Annotated in this window: 16 protein-coding genes; 2 read left to right on the top strand and 14 right to left on the bottom strand. The window is 71.6% G+C overall.

Translation table 11 applies throughout. The features are described 5' to 3' along the window. Positions 1–114: 114 nt before the first annotated feature. On the top strand, positions 115–387 hold the full coding sequence (locus ABGB17_RS25395; RefSeq protein WP_347633765.1) for a DUF3040 domain-containing protein: 273 nt from the start codon (positions 115–117) through the stop codon (positions 385–387). A 9-nt stretch (positions 388–396) separates the two neighbouring features. Here the strand turns inward: ABGB17_RS25395 and ABGB17_RS25390 are convergent, their stop codons facing one another. The 5 genes from ABGB17_RS25390 to ABGB17_RS25370 all read right to left on the bottom strand — a co-directional run bounded on the left by ABGB17_RS25390 (position 397) and on the right by ABGB17_RS25370 (position 6,946). Next, the gene (locus ABGB17_RS25390; RefSeq protein WP_347633763.1) at positions 397–1,188 is read right to left on the bottom strand and encodes an alpha/beta fold hydrolase; all 792 of its coding nucleotides are present in this window, start codon (positions 1,186–1,188) and stop codon (positions 397–399) included. 534 nt (positions 1,189–1,722) lie between these two features. After that, positions 1,723–3,354 carry a penicillin-binding transpeptidase domain-containing protein gene (locus ABGB17_RS25385; protein WP_347633761.1) on the bottom strand — a complete coding sequence of 544 codons (1,632 nt, stop codon included), beginning with the start codon at positions 3,352–3,354 and terminating at the stop codon, positions 1,723–1,725. Between the two features lie 85 nt (positions 3,355–3,439). Next, complete coding sequence (locus ABGB17_RS25380; RefSeq protein ID WP_347633759.1) at positions 3,440–4,102, bottom strand: lysophospholipid acyltransferase family protein; 663 nt, start codon at positions 4,100–4,102, stop codon at positions 3,440–3,442. Positions 4,103–4,450: 348 nt separating this feature from the next. Further along, positions 4,451–5,440: a tyrosine-type recombinase/integrase gene (locus tag ABGB17_RS25375; RefSeq protein ID WP_347633757.1), complete on the bottom strand. Its 990-nt coding sequence runs from the start codon at positions 5,438–5,440 to the stop codon at positions 4,451–4,453. A 93-nt stretch (positions 5,441–5,533) separates the two neighbouring features. After that, entirely contained in the window at positions 5,534–6,946 is a 1,413-nt protein-coding gene (locus ABGB17_RS25370) for a BNR repeat-containing protein (protein WP_347633755.1), read from the bottom strand. 419 nt (positions 6,947–7,365) lie between these two features. Between ABGB17_RS25370 and ABGB17_RS25365 the strand changes: the two genes are divergently transcribed. Further along, positions 7,366–8,673 carry a glycoside hydrolase family 43 protein gene (locus tag ABGB17_RS25365; protein WP_347633753.1) on the top strand — a complete coding sequence of 436 codons (1,308 nt, stop codon included), beginning with the start codon at positions 7,366–7,368 and terminating at the stop codon, positions 8,671–8,673. A gap of 16 nt (positions 8,674–8,689) precedes the next feature. Here the strand turns inward: ABGB17_RS25365 and ABGB17_RS25360 are convergent, their stop codons facing one another. The 9 genes from ABGB17_RS25360 to ABGB17_RS25320 form a co-directional block, all read right to left on the bottom strand. Then, positions 8,690–9,166: a MarR family transcriptional regulator gene (locus tag ABGB17_RS25360; protein ID WP_347633751.1), complete on the bottom strand. Its 477-nt coding sequence runs from the start codon at positions 9,164–9,166 to the stop codon at positions 8,690–8,692. A 173-nt stretch (positions 9,167–9,339) separates the two neighbouring features. Beyond that, positions 9,340–9,720 carry a SchA/CurD-like domain-containing protein gene (locus ABGB17_RS25355; protein ID WP_347633749.1) on the bottom strand — a complete coding sequence of 127 codons (381 nt, stop codon included), beginning with the start codon at positions 9,718–9,720 and terminating at the stop codon, positions 9,340–9,342. 109 nt (positions 9,721–9,829) lie between these two features. After that, positions 9,830–10,468: an antibiotic biosynthesis monooxygenase gene (locus ABGB17_RS25350; protein ID WP_347633747.1), complete on the bottom strand. Its 639-nt coding sequence runs from the start codon at positions 10,466–10,468 to the stop codon at positions 9,830–9,832. 34 nt (positions 10,469–10,502) lie between these two features. After that, positions 10,503–10,973: an SRPBCC family protein gene (locus ABGB17_RS25345; RefSeq protein ID WP_347633745.1), complete on the bottom strand. Its 471-nt coding sequence runs from the start codon at positions 10,971–10,973 to the stop codon at positions 10,503–10,505. 17 nt (positions 10,974–10,990) lie between these two features. Further along, positions 10,991–11,245, bottom strand: a complete 255-nt coding sequence (locus tag ABGB17_RS25340; protein WP_347633743.1) for an acyl carrier protein — start codon at positions 11,243–11,245, stop codon at positions 10,991–10,993. A 53-nt stretch (positions 11,246–11,298) separates the two neighbouring features. After that, positions 11,299–12,531: a ketosynthase chain-length factor gene (locus ABGB17_RS25335; protein ID WP_347633741.1), complete on the bottom strand. Its 1,233-nt coding sequence runs from the start codon at positions 12,529–12,531 to the stop codon at positions 11,299–11,301. Beyond that, positions 12,528–13,907 carry a beta-ketoacyl-[acyl-carrier-protein] synthase family protein gene (locus tag ABGB17_RS25330; RefSeq protein ID WP_347633739.1) on the bottom strand — a complete coding sequence of 460 codons (1,380 nt, stop codon included), beginning with the start codon at positions 13,905–13,907 and terminating at the stop codon, positions 12,528–12,530. The genes ABGB17_RS25335 and ABGB17_RS25330 overlap by 4 nt, the downstream gene beginning before the upstream one ends. After that, complete coding sequence (locus ABGB17_RS25325) at positions 13,904–14,329, bottom strand: cupin domain-containing protein (RefSeq protein WP_347633737.1); 426 nt, start codon at positions 14,327–14,329, stop codon at positions 13,904–13,906. The genes ABGB17_RS25330 and ABGB17_RS25325 overlap by 4 nt, the downstream gene beginning before the upstream one ends. After that, complete coding sequence (locus ABGB17_RS25320; protein WP_347633735.1) at positions 14,322–14,651, bottom strand: TcmI family type II polyketide cyclase; 330 nt, start codon at positions 14,649–14,651, stop codon at positions 14,322–14,324. The genes ABGB17_RS25325 and ABGB17_RS25320 overlap by 8 nt, the downstream gene beginning before the upstream one ends. Between the last annotated feature and the right edge of the window lie 123 nt (positions 14,652–14,774).

Raw genomic sequence — 14,774 nt, 5'->3', positions numbered from 1 at the left:
GGAGGGGGCGGGTGGGGGGCGATCGGGGGGTAAAAAGAATCTCCGGGAAAGGCTAAAGATCTTCATGGTGGGCACAAAGCTCGGCACATACCTTGCGTTGCCGGGAGGCGCAGCATGCCTTGGTCGCAGGACGAGGAACGGATGCTCGCACAGATCGAGCGGTACCTCAGCGATGACGATCCGCGACTGGCGGCACGGCTGGAGTCCTTCAACGAGCGAGCATGCCGTGAGAGCAGTGCCGTGCGGCGTAAGCGCAGCCCGCGGGCCCGCCGGCGGATGGGGCGCTCCACGGTGATCATTCTGGTGAGCTGGCTGCTCATCGCCACGTTGATCACCACCTTGCTCATCATGGTCTTCCGGCACGACGCCGCCGCCCTTCCTTTGTGACATCGCCGGTCACCGGTCCGCGAGGAACTCGACGAGGACGGGGGTGAGCACCTCCGGTGGCACCACGTGCTCCTCGCCTGGCAGCACTTGGTGGCGGCCGCGCGGCAGGGCCTCGGCCAGCCGGCGGTTGGTGTCGATCATCCAGGCCGGGCTTTCGCCGCCGGTCAGCACCAGGGTGGGGACGGGCACCGCGCCGGGTAGCTCCGGCGGTAGCGTGCCGCCCTGGGCGTCGCCCATGACCTCTGAGTCGTACCGCAAGGTGTGGGCTCTCGCCTCCATGGCGGGCCACCAGGGCTCGCCGCGCATCTGGCGGACCTCCTCGGGCGGCACCCCGGTAAGTTTCATGAACGACTCCACCGCGTCGCTGCGGCGGCCCGCCGCCAGCAGGGCCGTGATCGTCTCGGCCCATCGGCGGGCCTCGCGCCGCAGCACGTCGTCGTCGGGGTTGTAGGGCGGCTCGTGCAGCACCAGGCGGGTGACGGGCAGGCCGTGCGCCGCCGCCCGCAATGCCAGCCCCGCGCCTGACGAGTGGCCGTACACCGCCGCCGCGCCGCCCGCCTCGGCGATCAGTGCGGCGATGTCCTCGATCTCGCGCTCGACGGCGTACGGCGCGGTGTCCTCGCTGTTCCCTCGCCCTCGGCGGTCGTAGTTGAGGACGGTGAAGTGCCACGCGAGCGCCTCGGCCGTCGGCCGGGTGGACGTCTGGTCGCACAGGGCGCCGCCGACCACGACGACCGGCGGCCCGTCGCCCAGCCGCTCGAACGCGATGGCGGTGCCGTCCGCCGAGATCACCTTGCCCATCCGAGGTCCTTTCCCGCTCGTGTGTTCGAGAAGACCCTCTCACTCGCCACCGACAATTTCCGGCCCGGTTCCGGGACCTGGGAGAAGGGGCGTGTGGTCAGGCGGACGGGCCAAGGGGCCGGCCCGGCGGATCTGATCCCGGAGCACAGCAGGGGAGCGAGGCAAGGAGGGGGGAAGGGAGGCGAGCCCGCGCGACTGGGTTGCGCGGCTGGGGTGCGCGGCAACGTGCGTTCCCGCAGTGGGCCCCGGGCACTGTGGTGAGGGGAGCAGGGAGAGTGGTGTGGGGAGGCGAGCCCGCGCCGCCGCAGTGGGGGTCGCGTGGTGGGACGTCCGGATGGCGCGGGGATGGGGTCGCGTGGTGGGACGTCCGGATGGCGCGGGGGTGGGTCGCGTGGTGGGACGTCCGGATGGCGCGGGGGTGGGGCGCGTGGTCGGACGTCCGGGTCACGCGGGGGTGGGGGCGCGGGATGGGACGTCCGGATGGCGCGGGGTGGGGTCGCGCGGTGGGACGTCTGGATGGCGTGGGGGGTGGGGTTAGGGGAGGGCGCGGAGGAATTTGGCGGCTATGGGGGCGGCTACCTTGCCGCCTCCGCCGCCGCCTTCTACTACTACGGCGAAGGCCACGTCGCCTTGGTAGCCGATGAACCAGGCGTGGGAGTCGAGTTTGGGGCCGGTGCCGTATTCGGCGGTGCCGGTTTTGCCGGCGGTGTTCTTGGGGAGGCCGGCTGACTTGGCGGTGCCCTTGGTCACCACGGCGGTCATCATGGTGCGCAGGTCGCGGGCGACGTCGCCGGGGAGGGGCCAGGGGGACGTCTTCTGCTTCAGGGTGGGGACGAGGGTCGGGGGGCGCCAGGTGCCGTCGGCCACGGCGGCGGCGACGGTGGCCATGACCAGAGGGCTGGCGGTGATGCGGCCCTGGCCGAAGGACTCGGCGGCGAGGTCGGCGTCGTTGACGGGTTTCGGCATGCTGCCGCGCTGGGCGGGGACCCCGATGGACAGGGGGCGGTTGAAGCCCAGGTTGGCGGCGAACTCCTCCAGCTTGCCGTCGCGCAGGTGGCGGGCCGCCAGGGGGGCGAAGGTCGTGTTGCAGGAGTGGGCGTAGGAGTCGAGGAAGGACAGCGAACCGAAGGACTCGTGCTCGGAGTTGCGGATGGACAGGCCGCCGACGTTCACGGTCTTGGGGCAGGTGACCGTCTCGCCGGGGGTCAGGCCTTCGGCGAGCAGCGCCGCGGCGGTGATGGTCTTGAAGGTGGAGCCGGGCGGGTAGCGGCCGTCGAGGGCGCGGTTGAAGCCGCCGCGGTTGTTGACCACAGCGAGGATCTCGCCGCTGGACGGGCGGATCGCCACCAGTGACGTCGGCTTCGGCACGTCGTCGACCGCGGTGACGGCCGCCGCCTGCACCCCGGGGTCCAGGCTGGTGCGCACGTCGGTGCCGGGGGAGCCCTCGATGGTCTTGACGGTCTCGCCCGCCTTGCCGTCCGCCCCGGTCACCTTGATCTCGGTGGTGGGCACGCCGGCCAGCTTCTCCTGGAAGGTCTCCTGCAGCCCGCCGCGCCCGACGGCGTCCCCCCGCTTGTACGCCGAGCCGAGCCGCGCGACGTCCTTGGCGGTGGCCTTGTCCAGGTAGCCCACCAACTGCTGCACCGACCCGCCGGCGCCGCCGTCGTCGATGCGCGCCCCGGTGGCGTCCTGGACGGCGGCCCGCTCGGGCCAACTGGTCTTCAGCGTGAGGCGGACACCCTCGCCGAGCGCGGGGTGGACGGCGCGGGGTGTCCAGGCGACCTTCCAGTGGCGGTCCTTGACGACCAGGTCGAGCGAGCCGGTGTAGGTCCAGTCGCCGAGGTCCTTCAGCGCGAGCGTCGCGCTGTACGCGGCGGTGGCGCGGTCGTCGCCCTTGGGGGTGACCGTGCCGAGGCGCACGGTGGTGCCGCGAACGCCGATGTCCTTGGCCAGCCGGGTGTAGGCGGCGTCGAACCCCGGGGCCGGGGCGGCGAGGTCGGCCCGCATGGCGGCGAGGTCGCCCTTGCTCCACGCGGCGGTGAAGTGGGCTGCGGTCTCCTGCGCGCTGCCCCTGGTGTGCAGGACGTAGTAGGCGCCGCCCGCGGCGGCCCCCGCCACCAGGACGACGGCGATGGAGGTGATGACGATGGTTCTGCCGCGCGGCACGCGTTCCCCCGGGTGTCTCGGCGTCGCCCCGAGCCTAGCGCGGCCGTGCGCGGCCGGTCGCCCCGTCCCCGGGACCCGGGGCCGGTCAGGCGGCCTCGGCGCCGCGTTCCTTGACGCTGGAGGCGTACTGCGGGACGTACTCCTGGCCGGAGAGCTTCTGGATGGCGCGCATCACGTCGTCGGTGACCATGCGGCGGTCCCTGGCGCTGGAGGGGTCGCCGGTGAAGCGCATCGGCTCGCCCACCCGTACGCCGATCTTGGCAAGCCGCGGCACGCTCGCGCCGGGCGGCAGCACGCGGTCGGTGTTGACCATGGCCACCGGGATCACCGGCACGCCGGAGCTGAGCGCCAGCCACGCCACGCCGATCTTGCCGCGGTAGAGGCGGCCGTCGGGGGAGCGGGTGCCCTCGGGGTAGATGCCGAACAGGTCGCCGGCCCGCAGCACGCCGAGCGCGGTGTCCAGCATCGCCTGGGCGGCGCCGGCGCTCTGCCGGTCGATGGCGACCTGGCCGGTGCCGCGCATGTACATGGCCATCAGGCGGTTGCCGGTGAAGTACTCGGACTTGGCGACGAACGTGACCTGCCTCGGCAGCATCAGCGGCAGGAACACCGAGTCGAGGATCGACAGGTGGTTGGAGGCCAGCAGGGCCGCCCCCTTCAGGGGCACGTGTTCCGCGCCCGTGATCTCGGGCCGCCACAGCAACCGCAGGAACGGACTGCTGATGATCTTTGTGATGCGATAGAGCACGAACTCTCCTGATGCGCGCCGACGACCATGCCCACCATACGGCCCGGGAGGGAAACGTCGTGTTACGCCGGACTACAGACTGTTACATCCTCGTACAACGAACCACCCCCGTGGACGACGAAACGCCCCGCGGGAGTTACCCGCGGGGCGCCCGCGTCTAAAGGCCGATGTGGCGGTCGCCTCCTCGGCGAGAGGCACAACACGGCTCCAGCCAAACGGTATTCCGTGAAGGCGGTAAATGCGGCCCGGGGGACACAAACCACATCGGCCACCACGAGACTAACCCACCGGCGGGGGTCCGCGCCCCCCGCACCCCCTACTTCGGCCGCGGAACCGGGGGAGAACCTCTCACCCCGGCGGCCGCAGCGGGGTGGCCGAGGGCATCCGCAGGCGGTCAACGGCCTCGCGGCGGCGGCTCTCGGGGCGGCGGTCGTAGCGGGCGGTGGTGACGGGGGAGGCGTGCCCGACCAGGGCCTGGGTGGTGGCGAGGTCCACGCCGGCGTCCAGCAGCTCGCCGATGAACGTGCGCCGGAAGTCGTGCGGGGTGCGCCGCGCGGCGCCGGCCGCGTCGAGCCGGCGGCTGAGGATGTCGGCGATCGCCTGTCCGGTCATGGACGCCGGCCGCCCCCCGGGCGCGCGCAGCCGCCCCGCCTTGTTGATGGGGCAGAACAGCGCCCCCGCGCCGCGCCCGCGCACCGCGAGCCACGCCTCGATCCGCGCCACGGCCTCCGCGGTTAGGTACACCAGCCGTTCCTTGTCGCGTTTGCCGCGCACCCGCAGCGAACGGGCCGCGGTGTCGTAGTCGGCCAGCGCGAGGGCCGCGATCTCGGCCCGGCGGCAGCCGGTGGAGTACAGCACGGCGAGCAGCGCGCCGTCGCGGACCCCGGCGGGTGTGGTGTCCTGGTCGCAGGCCGCGAGGGCGGCGCCGGTGACCTCGGGCGGCACGTGCTGCCCGGTGGGCAGCCTGGTGTGCTGCAGGGTGGGCAGGTCGGCGGCGCGCTGGTAGTCCTCGGCGTCCATGCGGCCGAGCCGCCACGCCTCGCGCATCACCCGGCGCAGCGCCACCAGGTGCTTGTTGACGTACGACGGCGACCAGCTGCGTTCGGTGAGGATGGCGCGGATCCGCACGGTGTGCTCGTACCGCAGCAGGTGCCAGGGCTGCCCCGCGCCGGTGGCCGCCTCGTCGCCGGAGATGACCTTGGCGATGCGGTCCAGGCAGCCGCGCATCGCCCGCCGGGACTCGGCACTGGTCAGGGCGTCGAGGTAGACGTGGTAGGGGTCGGTGGCGGGGGAGACGACGACTGCGGCGCCGGGCTCACGCACGTCGGGTACGTCCACGGGACGATCTTAGGGCGGAACGGCGCCCTGGGGCTCCCTCTGCCGCCGGCCGGACCAGGGGGGCGGAGGCGGAGCTCGGTGCATCGGGGTCCCTCAGCCGCCCAGCCGGAAGTCGATCACCCGGACGGGGGAGGGCGTGGTGCCGCCGGAGCGGCGCTGGTACATCACCGACAGCACCCGCTCGGCCGTCACACGCGGGTAGTCGACCAGGCATTCGCCGAACGCGCCCAGGCCCGCGCCGTCGAACAGCACACGCCAGTCGGAGTACCCGCTCTGCGCCGAGGCGGCGGCGATCCGGGCGAACGGCAGCACGACGTAGGCGTTGTCGGTGGCGTCGAACACCAGGCGGGAGCGGCCGGTGGAGCCGAGCGCGAACGGGATCTCGGTCTTGCGCCAGGCGCCGGAGGCCTCCTTGCGCACGTGGAACGCCCGGGCGTACTGGGCGCGCTGCGCGGCGTAGGAGGAGACGCACTGGGTGAACCGGCCCGGCACGTAACTGATGATCACGTGCGGGCGGCCGGCCGAGTCGGCGGCCTGGGCCTCCTGGTTCATCAGCCCGTGGTCGACCGTCATGGGGTCCACCACCAGGCCCGGTGAGGTCACCGACACCGCGGCGCCCCCGGTGGTCCCCACCTGCGTCCCGGCGTCGTTGCGCCAGGTGCGGCCCTGGTCGTCGCTGTAGACGTAGCCGGTGTCGTGGTTGGCCAGCCCGCCGCCGTTGCACAGCACCCCGGTGTTGCCCTCACGCCAGGTGAACGCCGCGTGCAGCCGGCCGCGGGTGTCGTAGGTCAGGCCGTGCAGATACATGTTGCGGGTGGTGCTGGTCACCCCGCGCGCGGTGTAGGCCCCGGTCGCGGCGGTCCAGGCGCCGAGCGCCCGCCAGGTGCCGCCGTCGTACTCGGCGAGCCGGTTGACGCCGTTGCCCGAGCCGCCGGTGCGGTAGCTCATCTGCAGGCGGCCGCCCGGGGTGAGGACGAACTGCGGGTAGGTGACGGCGCCGAGGGAGAGGACGCCGAGGGTGCGCTGGAACGGCTCGAACCGCGCCGCCGACCACGCCGTGTCGCTCAGTTGCCCGGCGGCCGAGCGGGTGTACCAGATGGTGCTGTTGTGGGTGTCCATGGCGACGTGCAGGCGCCCGTCGGCGGGGGAGACGCCGAGCGAGATGACGTTGTGGGAGTCGTCGGTGCTCAGCCGGTGCGGCAGGGGGAACGACTGCCACGCACCGCCGGGCAGGGCGCGCCGCGCCAGCACCGCCGAGCGGTCGGCGGTGTACCAGGCGGCGTACTGGTGGGGGCCGTGGGTGAGGATGCCGTTGAGCTGGAACGACTGGGTGTTGACCAGGCCGTCGTAGGACACGAAGTAGAGGCCGGCCGGGTCGAGCGTCCAGTCCCCGATCCGGTTCAGCGACGGGCCGGTCAGCGCGTGCGCGGGGCGCGCGGCGAGGGAGGCGGCGGCGAGCACGCCGCCGGCGGCCAGCAGGCGCCTGCGGCTCAGCGAGTCGGTCATGGGTCCCACCAGGGTCGTCCGCGTACGCCGGTGTGAGGGCTCACAGCTCGGCGTCCCGCGCGCTCGGCCCGGGGCCGGAAGGAGGCGCCCGGATGCCCCGACGGTAGGAATGGCCCGCTCGCGGTGTCAATCATCCCCACGGGAGCCCCGAGCCGGGGGAGCGGCGCGGGTCAGGTCAGCCCCGGCGACGGCCTCACCACGATGGAGCGGGGTGGTGAAAGTTGCATCGCCGCACGTGGGGCCGCGTCCGCCCGTACGTGGCGAGACGCCGGCCGCCGCGGGCCCGGCGGGGAGCGGCCGATTGACACCGCGGGCGGCCGTTCCTAGCGTCTGGCACACCGCACGCTCCAACGGACCCGGATCGGACCACCATGCAGCGTTCACGCTCGGCGCGTACCCGTTTGTTAGCGCTCACAGCGATGCTGGGCCTCGCCCTCGCCGGGGTGGCGGTCACGCCGTCGCCGGCCGCGGCGGCGGGCCCGGCCGCGCACTACCTGATGACGGCGTTCACCAACAGCAGCGAGTCGAACATGTACATCTACGACTCGCCGAACGCGACGAACTTCACCCAGATCCGGGCCAACGCCTACCGCCCGCCGTCCGGCCTGATCCGCGACCCGAGCGTGCTGCGGCACACCGACGGCCAGTACTACATCGTGTACACCACCAACTGGACCGGCGACACCATCGGCTTCGCGCGCAGCCCCGACCTCGCCACCTGGACGTTCCTGCGCAACGTGCGTGTCGGCCTGAACGGCGCGACGGGCAGCACCTGGGCGCCGGAGTGGTTCAAAGACACCGACGGCAGCGTGCACGTGGTCTTCTCGGCGTCCACGACGGGCACCGCCGGGCAGTTCCGCCCGTACCGGATCACCGCCACCGACGGCGCGCTGTCGGCGTGGACGGCTCCGGTGGCGCTCGGCATCCCCGCCAACTACATCGACAGCCACATCGTCAAGATCGGCGGCACCTACCACAACTTCCTGAAGAACGAGACGACCAAGTACATCGAGCACGCCACCGCCACCTCCCTGAGCGGGCCGTGGAGCTTCACCGGCACCGGCAACTGGGCGGGGTGGGGCAGCGGGCTGGAGGGCCCGGCGCTGACGCGGCTGCCCGACGGCCGGTGGCGCCTCTACTTCGACAACTACACCGCGGGCCGCTACTACTACGCCGACAGCTCCGACCTGAACTCCTTCGGCGCCAAGGTCGAGCTGCCCGGCCTGTCGGGCACCGCGCGGCACTTCACCGTGCTGCGCGAGGACTCCGGGGACGGCACGGCGCTGCCGTCGGGCGCCCGTTCGCTGCGCTCGGCCAACTTCCCCGACCGGTACGTGCGGGCCCGGGACAACGCGGTCTTCATCGACCCGCTGAGCGCCTCCAGCCCGCTCGCCGACCGCCGCGCCGCGACGTTCACGGTGGTGCCGGGTCTCGCCAACGCCAACTGCTATTCGCTGGAGTCGGTGACCGCCCCCGGCTCGTACCTGCGCCACTACAGCCTGCGGCTGAGGACGCAGGCCAACGACGGGTCGGCGGTGTTCCGCGGGGACGCGACGTTCTGCGGCCGTGCCGGGCCGGCGGGCGGGGGGACGGTATCGCTGGAGTCGTACAACTACCCGGGGCGCTACCTGCGGCACTACAACTACGAGCTGCGGCTGGACCTGCGTGAGTCCGGCGCGACGTTCGCGGGCGACGCCTCGTTCACGGTGACCGCGCCGCTGGCGTGACGGCCAATGAATAAATCTACAATGTAAAGGCGTCGGGCTGGCTCGCGACCACCACCGCAAGATCCGACAACCTTCGCCCATCAGCGAGCAGTCCGGTGACCAGGCTGAGGTCGTCGTCATGGCTGCGGAGCAAGGGGTACCAGGTCTCACGCAGCTCGCGGAACGCCGGGCCGAGGCGGGCCCGGGGGTCGGCGTGCAGGAGGACGCGGCCGTCGGCGGCGGGGGCGCGGCGGGCGAGGCCGTGGTGCTCCAGCCGGTCGGCGATCGCGGTGACGGTGCCGTCGGTGAGGGTGGCCTGGGTGGCGAGTTCGCCGGCGGTCATGGGGCCGCGGCGGCACAGCAGGACCAGGCAGCGGAACTCCGGCACGGTGAGGCCGGTGCGCAGGGCGAGCGCGGCGACCAGGCGGTGGGCCTGGGTGAGCAGGGCGGCGGTCTCGCGGGGGACGGCCTCCAGGACGTCGATGTCCGCTGGGTGGTCGGCGTTGGCGGGCATGGCGGCTCCTCGGCGGCACGGGCGGCGCGCGGGGGTGAGTGGCGGCGCGGGTGTGGGTGGTCGGGGACAGGGGCTGGGCACGGCCGTAGCCGGATCGCGGGGTGCCGCGATCCGGCGGGCGGCGTGGTGGCCGGGTGCGGGCGTCCTCGGCGGGTGCCGGGGGCGCCGGTGGGTCACAGCGGGCTGGACTGGGGTTCGCTGGAGGACTGGGTGAGGCAGCGCATGCGGGCGTTGCGGAAGAAGGCGGCGAAGCCTTCGGGTGTGCCGGTGTCCCGTGTCTCGGCGAGGAAGGGGACGATGCGGCTTTCGATGACGTGGACGTGCTGCTGGGCGGCGAGGTGGCGGGCGATGCCGGCGAAGTCGCCCTCGTAGTGGACGAGGCGGACGAGGACGTCGTCCTTGACGAAGACGCCGGTGCCGATGAGGCGGGCGGTCTCCTCGCCGCGGTCGTCGGTGACGACGGGGGATTCGAGGGGCGGTGCGGCGGCGAAGACTTCGGCGAGTTCTTCCTCGTGGCCGGGTTTGATGCGGAAGGTGAGCATGGCGTACGGCATGGGTGTCCTCCGTGGTCTGTCAGGGTGTGGCAGGTCGGGGGTGTGGCCGGTGGGTGCCCGGGGTCCTTCCCGGGCGGGCGGGCCGTCCGGGAAGGGTGGGCGGGGGTGGTCAGTAGGCGGCGAGGACTTCGTAGGAGCCGAAGATGCCGAGGTTTTTGTCGTGGTAGCGGGCGAGGGGTGAGGTGGTGGGGAGGTGGTCGGGGCTGCGTTCCCATTCGCGGTAGGTGGGGACGTCGTCCCATTCGCTGAGGACGGCGTATCTGCGGGGGTCGCGCAGGGAGCGGAGCAGTTCGTTGCCGCGCAGGCCGGCGCGGCCGCGGAGGGTGGAGCTGATCTGGTGGTAGGCGTTCTCGATGGAGCCTCTGTCGTTCTCGGGTTCGTTGAGGTAGAGGGCGACGCGGACGCGGCCGGGCTGGGGCCGGGAGGCGTAGCTGGAGGAGACGTACATGGGGGTCATGGAGGTGCCGGCGGGGTCGCGGTAGGGGTCGAGGCGCATGCGGTTGGCGGCGTGTTCGGGGCTGTGCTCGAATTCGTGGAAACGTTCTTTGTTCTGCCAGTCGCTGGTGATGTAGTAGACGCCGTCCTCGTCGGGGCTTTTGGCGATGGATTGGGCGATGTTGGCGGGGTGGCGGGCGATGGTGGTGGCGATGTCGCGCCAGGTTTTCTCGAAGTCGCGTTCCATGCCGGGGTGGATGCGCATCTTGACCATGACGCGGTAGACGGTGTCGTCGTGGTGGCTGTTGTTCATGCCTGCTCTCTTCTTCGCGTTTTGGGGTGGGTGGTCACATGGGGGCGGGGGCGGTGCGGTCGGCGGCTTCTTCGACGAGTTGCCTGATGCGGTTCATCTGGATGACGGTGTTGTCGTTGAGGCGTTTGGTCATCTGTTTGTCGCTGAGGGGGGCGTCGGGTTTCATCTCGAAGTCCTGGACCCAGCGCATGCGGACGGCGTCGGGGACCTGGGTGTACTCCCAGAAGAGGTTCATGTATTTGAACCAGCCGGGTTCGACGCGGTGGGCGCGGACGGTGCGGGTGGCGGGGTCGGGGGTGCGTTCTGAGACCCAGCTCCATTCGTTTCCGTCGGCGTCGGGGTGCATGGTGAGGCGGAAGCGGACGGTGGGGCCGCGGCGTTCGAGGATCTGGGTGGCTTTGTATTCGCTGAACAGGGTGGGCCATGAGGCGACGTCGTTGGTCATGGTCCAGACCAGGTCCATGGGGGCGGCGATGATGATTTCGTTGTCGACGTGTCCTGCCATGTGGGTGTCCTTTGGTGTCAGGCGGCGGCGAGGCGGCGGTTGACGTAGTCGACGGCGGCTTGGGGGGTTTTCATCTCGTCGACGGCGTCGTCGGGGATGCGGATGCCGAGTTCTTGCTGGATGCGGGCGGACATCTCGAGGACGGCGAGGGAGTCGTAGCCGAGGTCGACGAAGGTGATGTCGCCGATGTCGTCGGTGAGGTCGATGGTTTCGGGTACGCCGGCGCAGCCGCTCATGATGCGTCTCATGTCGTCGAGGCGGAATGTGGTCATGGTTTCTCCGTGTGGGTGTGGGTGTGGGTGTGGGTGTGGGTGGGTCGGTGTGGTCAGGTGGCGGTGAGGACGCAGGCGGCGTTGAAGCCGCCGTGGCCGCGGGCGAGGACGAGGGCGTTGCGGACGGGGCCGTCGCGGGGGGTGCCGCGGACGAGGTCGATGTCGCAGCCGGGGGCGAGGGCGCGGACGCCGGTGGTGGGGGGGATGACGTTGTCGCGGATGGCGAGGAGCGCGGTGGCGAGGTCGAGGGCGGCGCCGCCGGCGTAGAGGCGTCCTGTCATGGTTTTGGGGGCGGTGACGGGGACGGCGCAGGGGCCGAAGACGGTGGTGATGGCGTGGGCTTCTTGGCGGTCGCGTTCGGGGACGCCGATGGCGTCGGCGAAGACGACGTCGATGTCGTGGGGGGTGAGGTGGGCTTGGTCGAGGGCGGTGGTGATGGCGCGGCGGAGGTTGGAGAGGGGGGGTTCGCCGGGGCGGGGGCGTGGGTCGAAGGTGGCGGCGTAGCCGGCGAGGGCGCCGTAGGGGTGGGCGCCGCGGGTGTGGGCGGTGGTGGGGTGTTCGGCGATGAGCATGGCGCCGCCTTCGCCGGGGATGTAGCCGCAGGCGTCGGTGTCGAAGGGGAGGTAGGCGTGTTCGGGGTCGTCGCGGGTGGAGAGGTGGCCGGTGGTGAGCTGGGCGACGAGGCCGTAGGGGCAGAGGGAGGCGTCGGTGCCGCCGGTGACGACGGTGCGGGCGCCTTGGTTGAGGAGGCGGCGGGCGTGGGCGGCGACGTCGAGGCCGCCGGCTTGTTCGGTGCAGATGACGCCGCAGGGGCCGCGCATGCCGTGGCGGATGGAGATCTGGCCGGTGGTGGCGGCGTAGAACCAGGCGATGGATTGGTAGACGCCGACGTATTGGGGGCCTTGGGCCCAGAGTTTCTCGATTTCGCGTTGGCCGAATTCGGTGCCGCCGGAGGAGGCGGCGGTGACGACGGCCATTTCGTATTCGGGGAGGGTGGCGGGGTCGATGCCGGCGTCGCGCAGGGCCATGTCGGCGGCGGTGAGGCCGAGGTGGCTCCAGTGGTCGGTCTGGACGGCGATGCGGCTGGGGACGTGTTCGGTGTCGTCGAAGCCGGTGACTTCGCCGGCGAGGCGGACGGGGTAGCGTTCGGCGTCGAAGCGGGTGATGGGGCCGATGCCGCTTTTGCCGTCGAGGGTGGCTTGCCAGTAGGCGTGGGTGCCGAGGCCGTTGGGTGCGGTGATGCCGATGCCGGTGATGACGGGGCGGTCGGTGGTGTGGTCGGTCATTGGTTGCCGCCTTTCCGTGCCGTGCGGGCGGGGCGGCGTCCGGTGGGGCGGGCGAGCAGCATGGCGGTCTGGAAGCCGCCGAAGCCGCTGCCCACGCTGAGGACGACGTCCAGGGGCTGTTGCCTGGCGGTGAGCGGGACGTAGTCGAGGTCGCATTCGGGGTCGGCGGTGTGGAGGTTGGCGGTGGGGGGGACGACGCCGTGGGTGAGGGCGAGGGCGCAGGCGGCGACTTCGATGGAGCCGATGGCGCCGAGTGAGTGGCCGATCATGGATTTGATGGAGCTGACGGGGATGTGGCGGGCGTGGTCGCCGAGGGCTGCTTTGAATGCGGCGGTTTCGTGGCGGTCGTTCTGGCGGGTGCCTGAGCCGTGGGCGTTGATGTAGTCGATGTCGGTGGGGTTGAGGCGGGCGTGGTGCATGGCGGTGCGGATGGCTTCGGCCATTTCGCGGCCGTCGGGTTTGAGGCCGGTCATGTGGTAGGCGTTGCTGCGGCCGGCCGTGCCGACGATTTCGGCGTAGATGGTGGCGCCGCGGCGGGTGGCGTTGGTGTGTTCTTCGAGGATGAGGATGGCGGCGCCTTCGCCGAGGACGAAGCCGTTGCGGTCGAGGTCGAAGGGGCGTGAGGCGTGCCCGGGGTCGTCGTTGCTGGGTGAGGTGGCTTTGATGGCGTCGAAGCAGGCGACGGTGATGGGGGAGACGGGGGCGTCGGTGGCGCCGGCGACGACGGCGTCGGCGGAGCCTTCTTTGACGAGGGTGTAGCCGTGGGCGAGGGAGTCGAGGCCGGCGGTGCAGCCGGTGGAGATGAGGGCGACGGGGCCTTCGGCGCCGGCTTCCCAGGCGACTTCGGTGGCCATGGTGCTGGGGATCATGTAGCCGTAGAGCTGGGGGACGCCGTAGGCGGGGTCGACGAGCCAGTTGCGTCCGGCGTCGCTGAGGACGACGTATTCCTGTTCGAGGCCCATGGTGCAGCCGACGGCGCTGCCGATGGAGACGCCGAGGCGTTCTGGGGGGATGTGGGCGTGGGTGAGGCCGCTGTCGGTGAGGGCTTCGCGGGCGCTGACGACGCCGAGTTGGGCGGCGCGGTCCATGCGGCGGATCTGCTGGGGGGTGAGGCCGCGGGCGGCGGGGTCGAAGTCGCATTCGGCGGCGATGCGGGAGCGGAAGCCGGTGGGGTCGAACAGGGTGATGCCGCGGGTGGCGGTGCGGCCGGAGGTGAGCAGGTCCCAGAAGGCGGGGACGCCGATGCCGCCGGGTGCGGCGACGCCGATGCCGGTGATGACGACGCGGCGTTCGCGGCTGGGGGCGGGCGGGCGGGCGGCGCCGGGCCGTCGGGTGGTCCGGCGCCGTGCGGCGGGACGGGTGTCCACGTGGGTCACCGGGGGGTCCCGGCGGCGGTGTCGTGGGCGGTGTCGTGGTGTTCGGTGTCGACGTGGCCGAGTTCGGGCCGCGGGGCGAGGGGGGAGGCGTGGAAGACCATGCAGGCTTCCTCGTCGCCGTGGTTGTCGACGCGGTGGCGGACGTTCTTGGGGATCATCATGCCTTCGCCGGGGGTGAGGACGATCTCCTGGGCGCCGTCGATGCGGGCGGTGACGGTGCCGCGCACCATGTACATGAATTCTTCGGAGTAGGGGTGGTAGTGCTCGACGAAGTGCTCGCCGGGTTTGAGGTAGGCGACGCCCATGAAGCCGGAGGTGGAGCCGACGGTCTTGGGGCTGAGCAGGACGCGGATGTCGCCGCCGCGGCGGTGGTTGGGGGTGACGTCCCCGGCGGCGATCTTGGTGAGGTGGGTGTCAGTCATGGCCGTCGGCCTCCCAGGTGTAGAAGGGGTCGGCCATGGCGTCCTTGGGTTCGCGCCAGCCCGGGTCGTAGGGGCGGATGTGTTCGTTGAGGCGCTGGTTGATCTCGCCGTAGAGGGGGTGGGTGCGGGCTTTGTAGAGGTTGGGGGTGATGTCGTGGTCGGCTTCGACCAGGTGGAAGTAGAGGTCGTGGAAGCGGAACAGGGTGCGCCGCGAGACCCCGATGAGGTGGGGCAGTTCGCTGGCGTCCGACTCGGCGAAGATCTTGGCGACCGCTTCGGTCTCGGAGGGTTCCATCCGCGCCACGATTAGCGTCCGATGCACCGCGTGTCTCCTTTCGTGGATACGGTGCAATGCTGGGATGGACGCCTGGTTTGTCACTGATGCCGGGCTGGTGTGGTGCTTTGTCCCGATACGGCGGGGGGTGTGGGGGGCGCCACCAGCGGG

The organism is Sphaerisporangium sp. B11E5 (assembly GCF_039871875.1).
Taxonomy (GTDB): domain Bacteria; phylum Actinomycetota; class Actinomycetes; order Streptosporangiales; family Streptosporangiaceae; genus Sphaerisporangium.
Note: the sequence above shows the minus strand (reverse complement) of the source record. Positions and strands in the feature narration are given on the sequence as shown.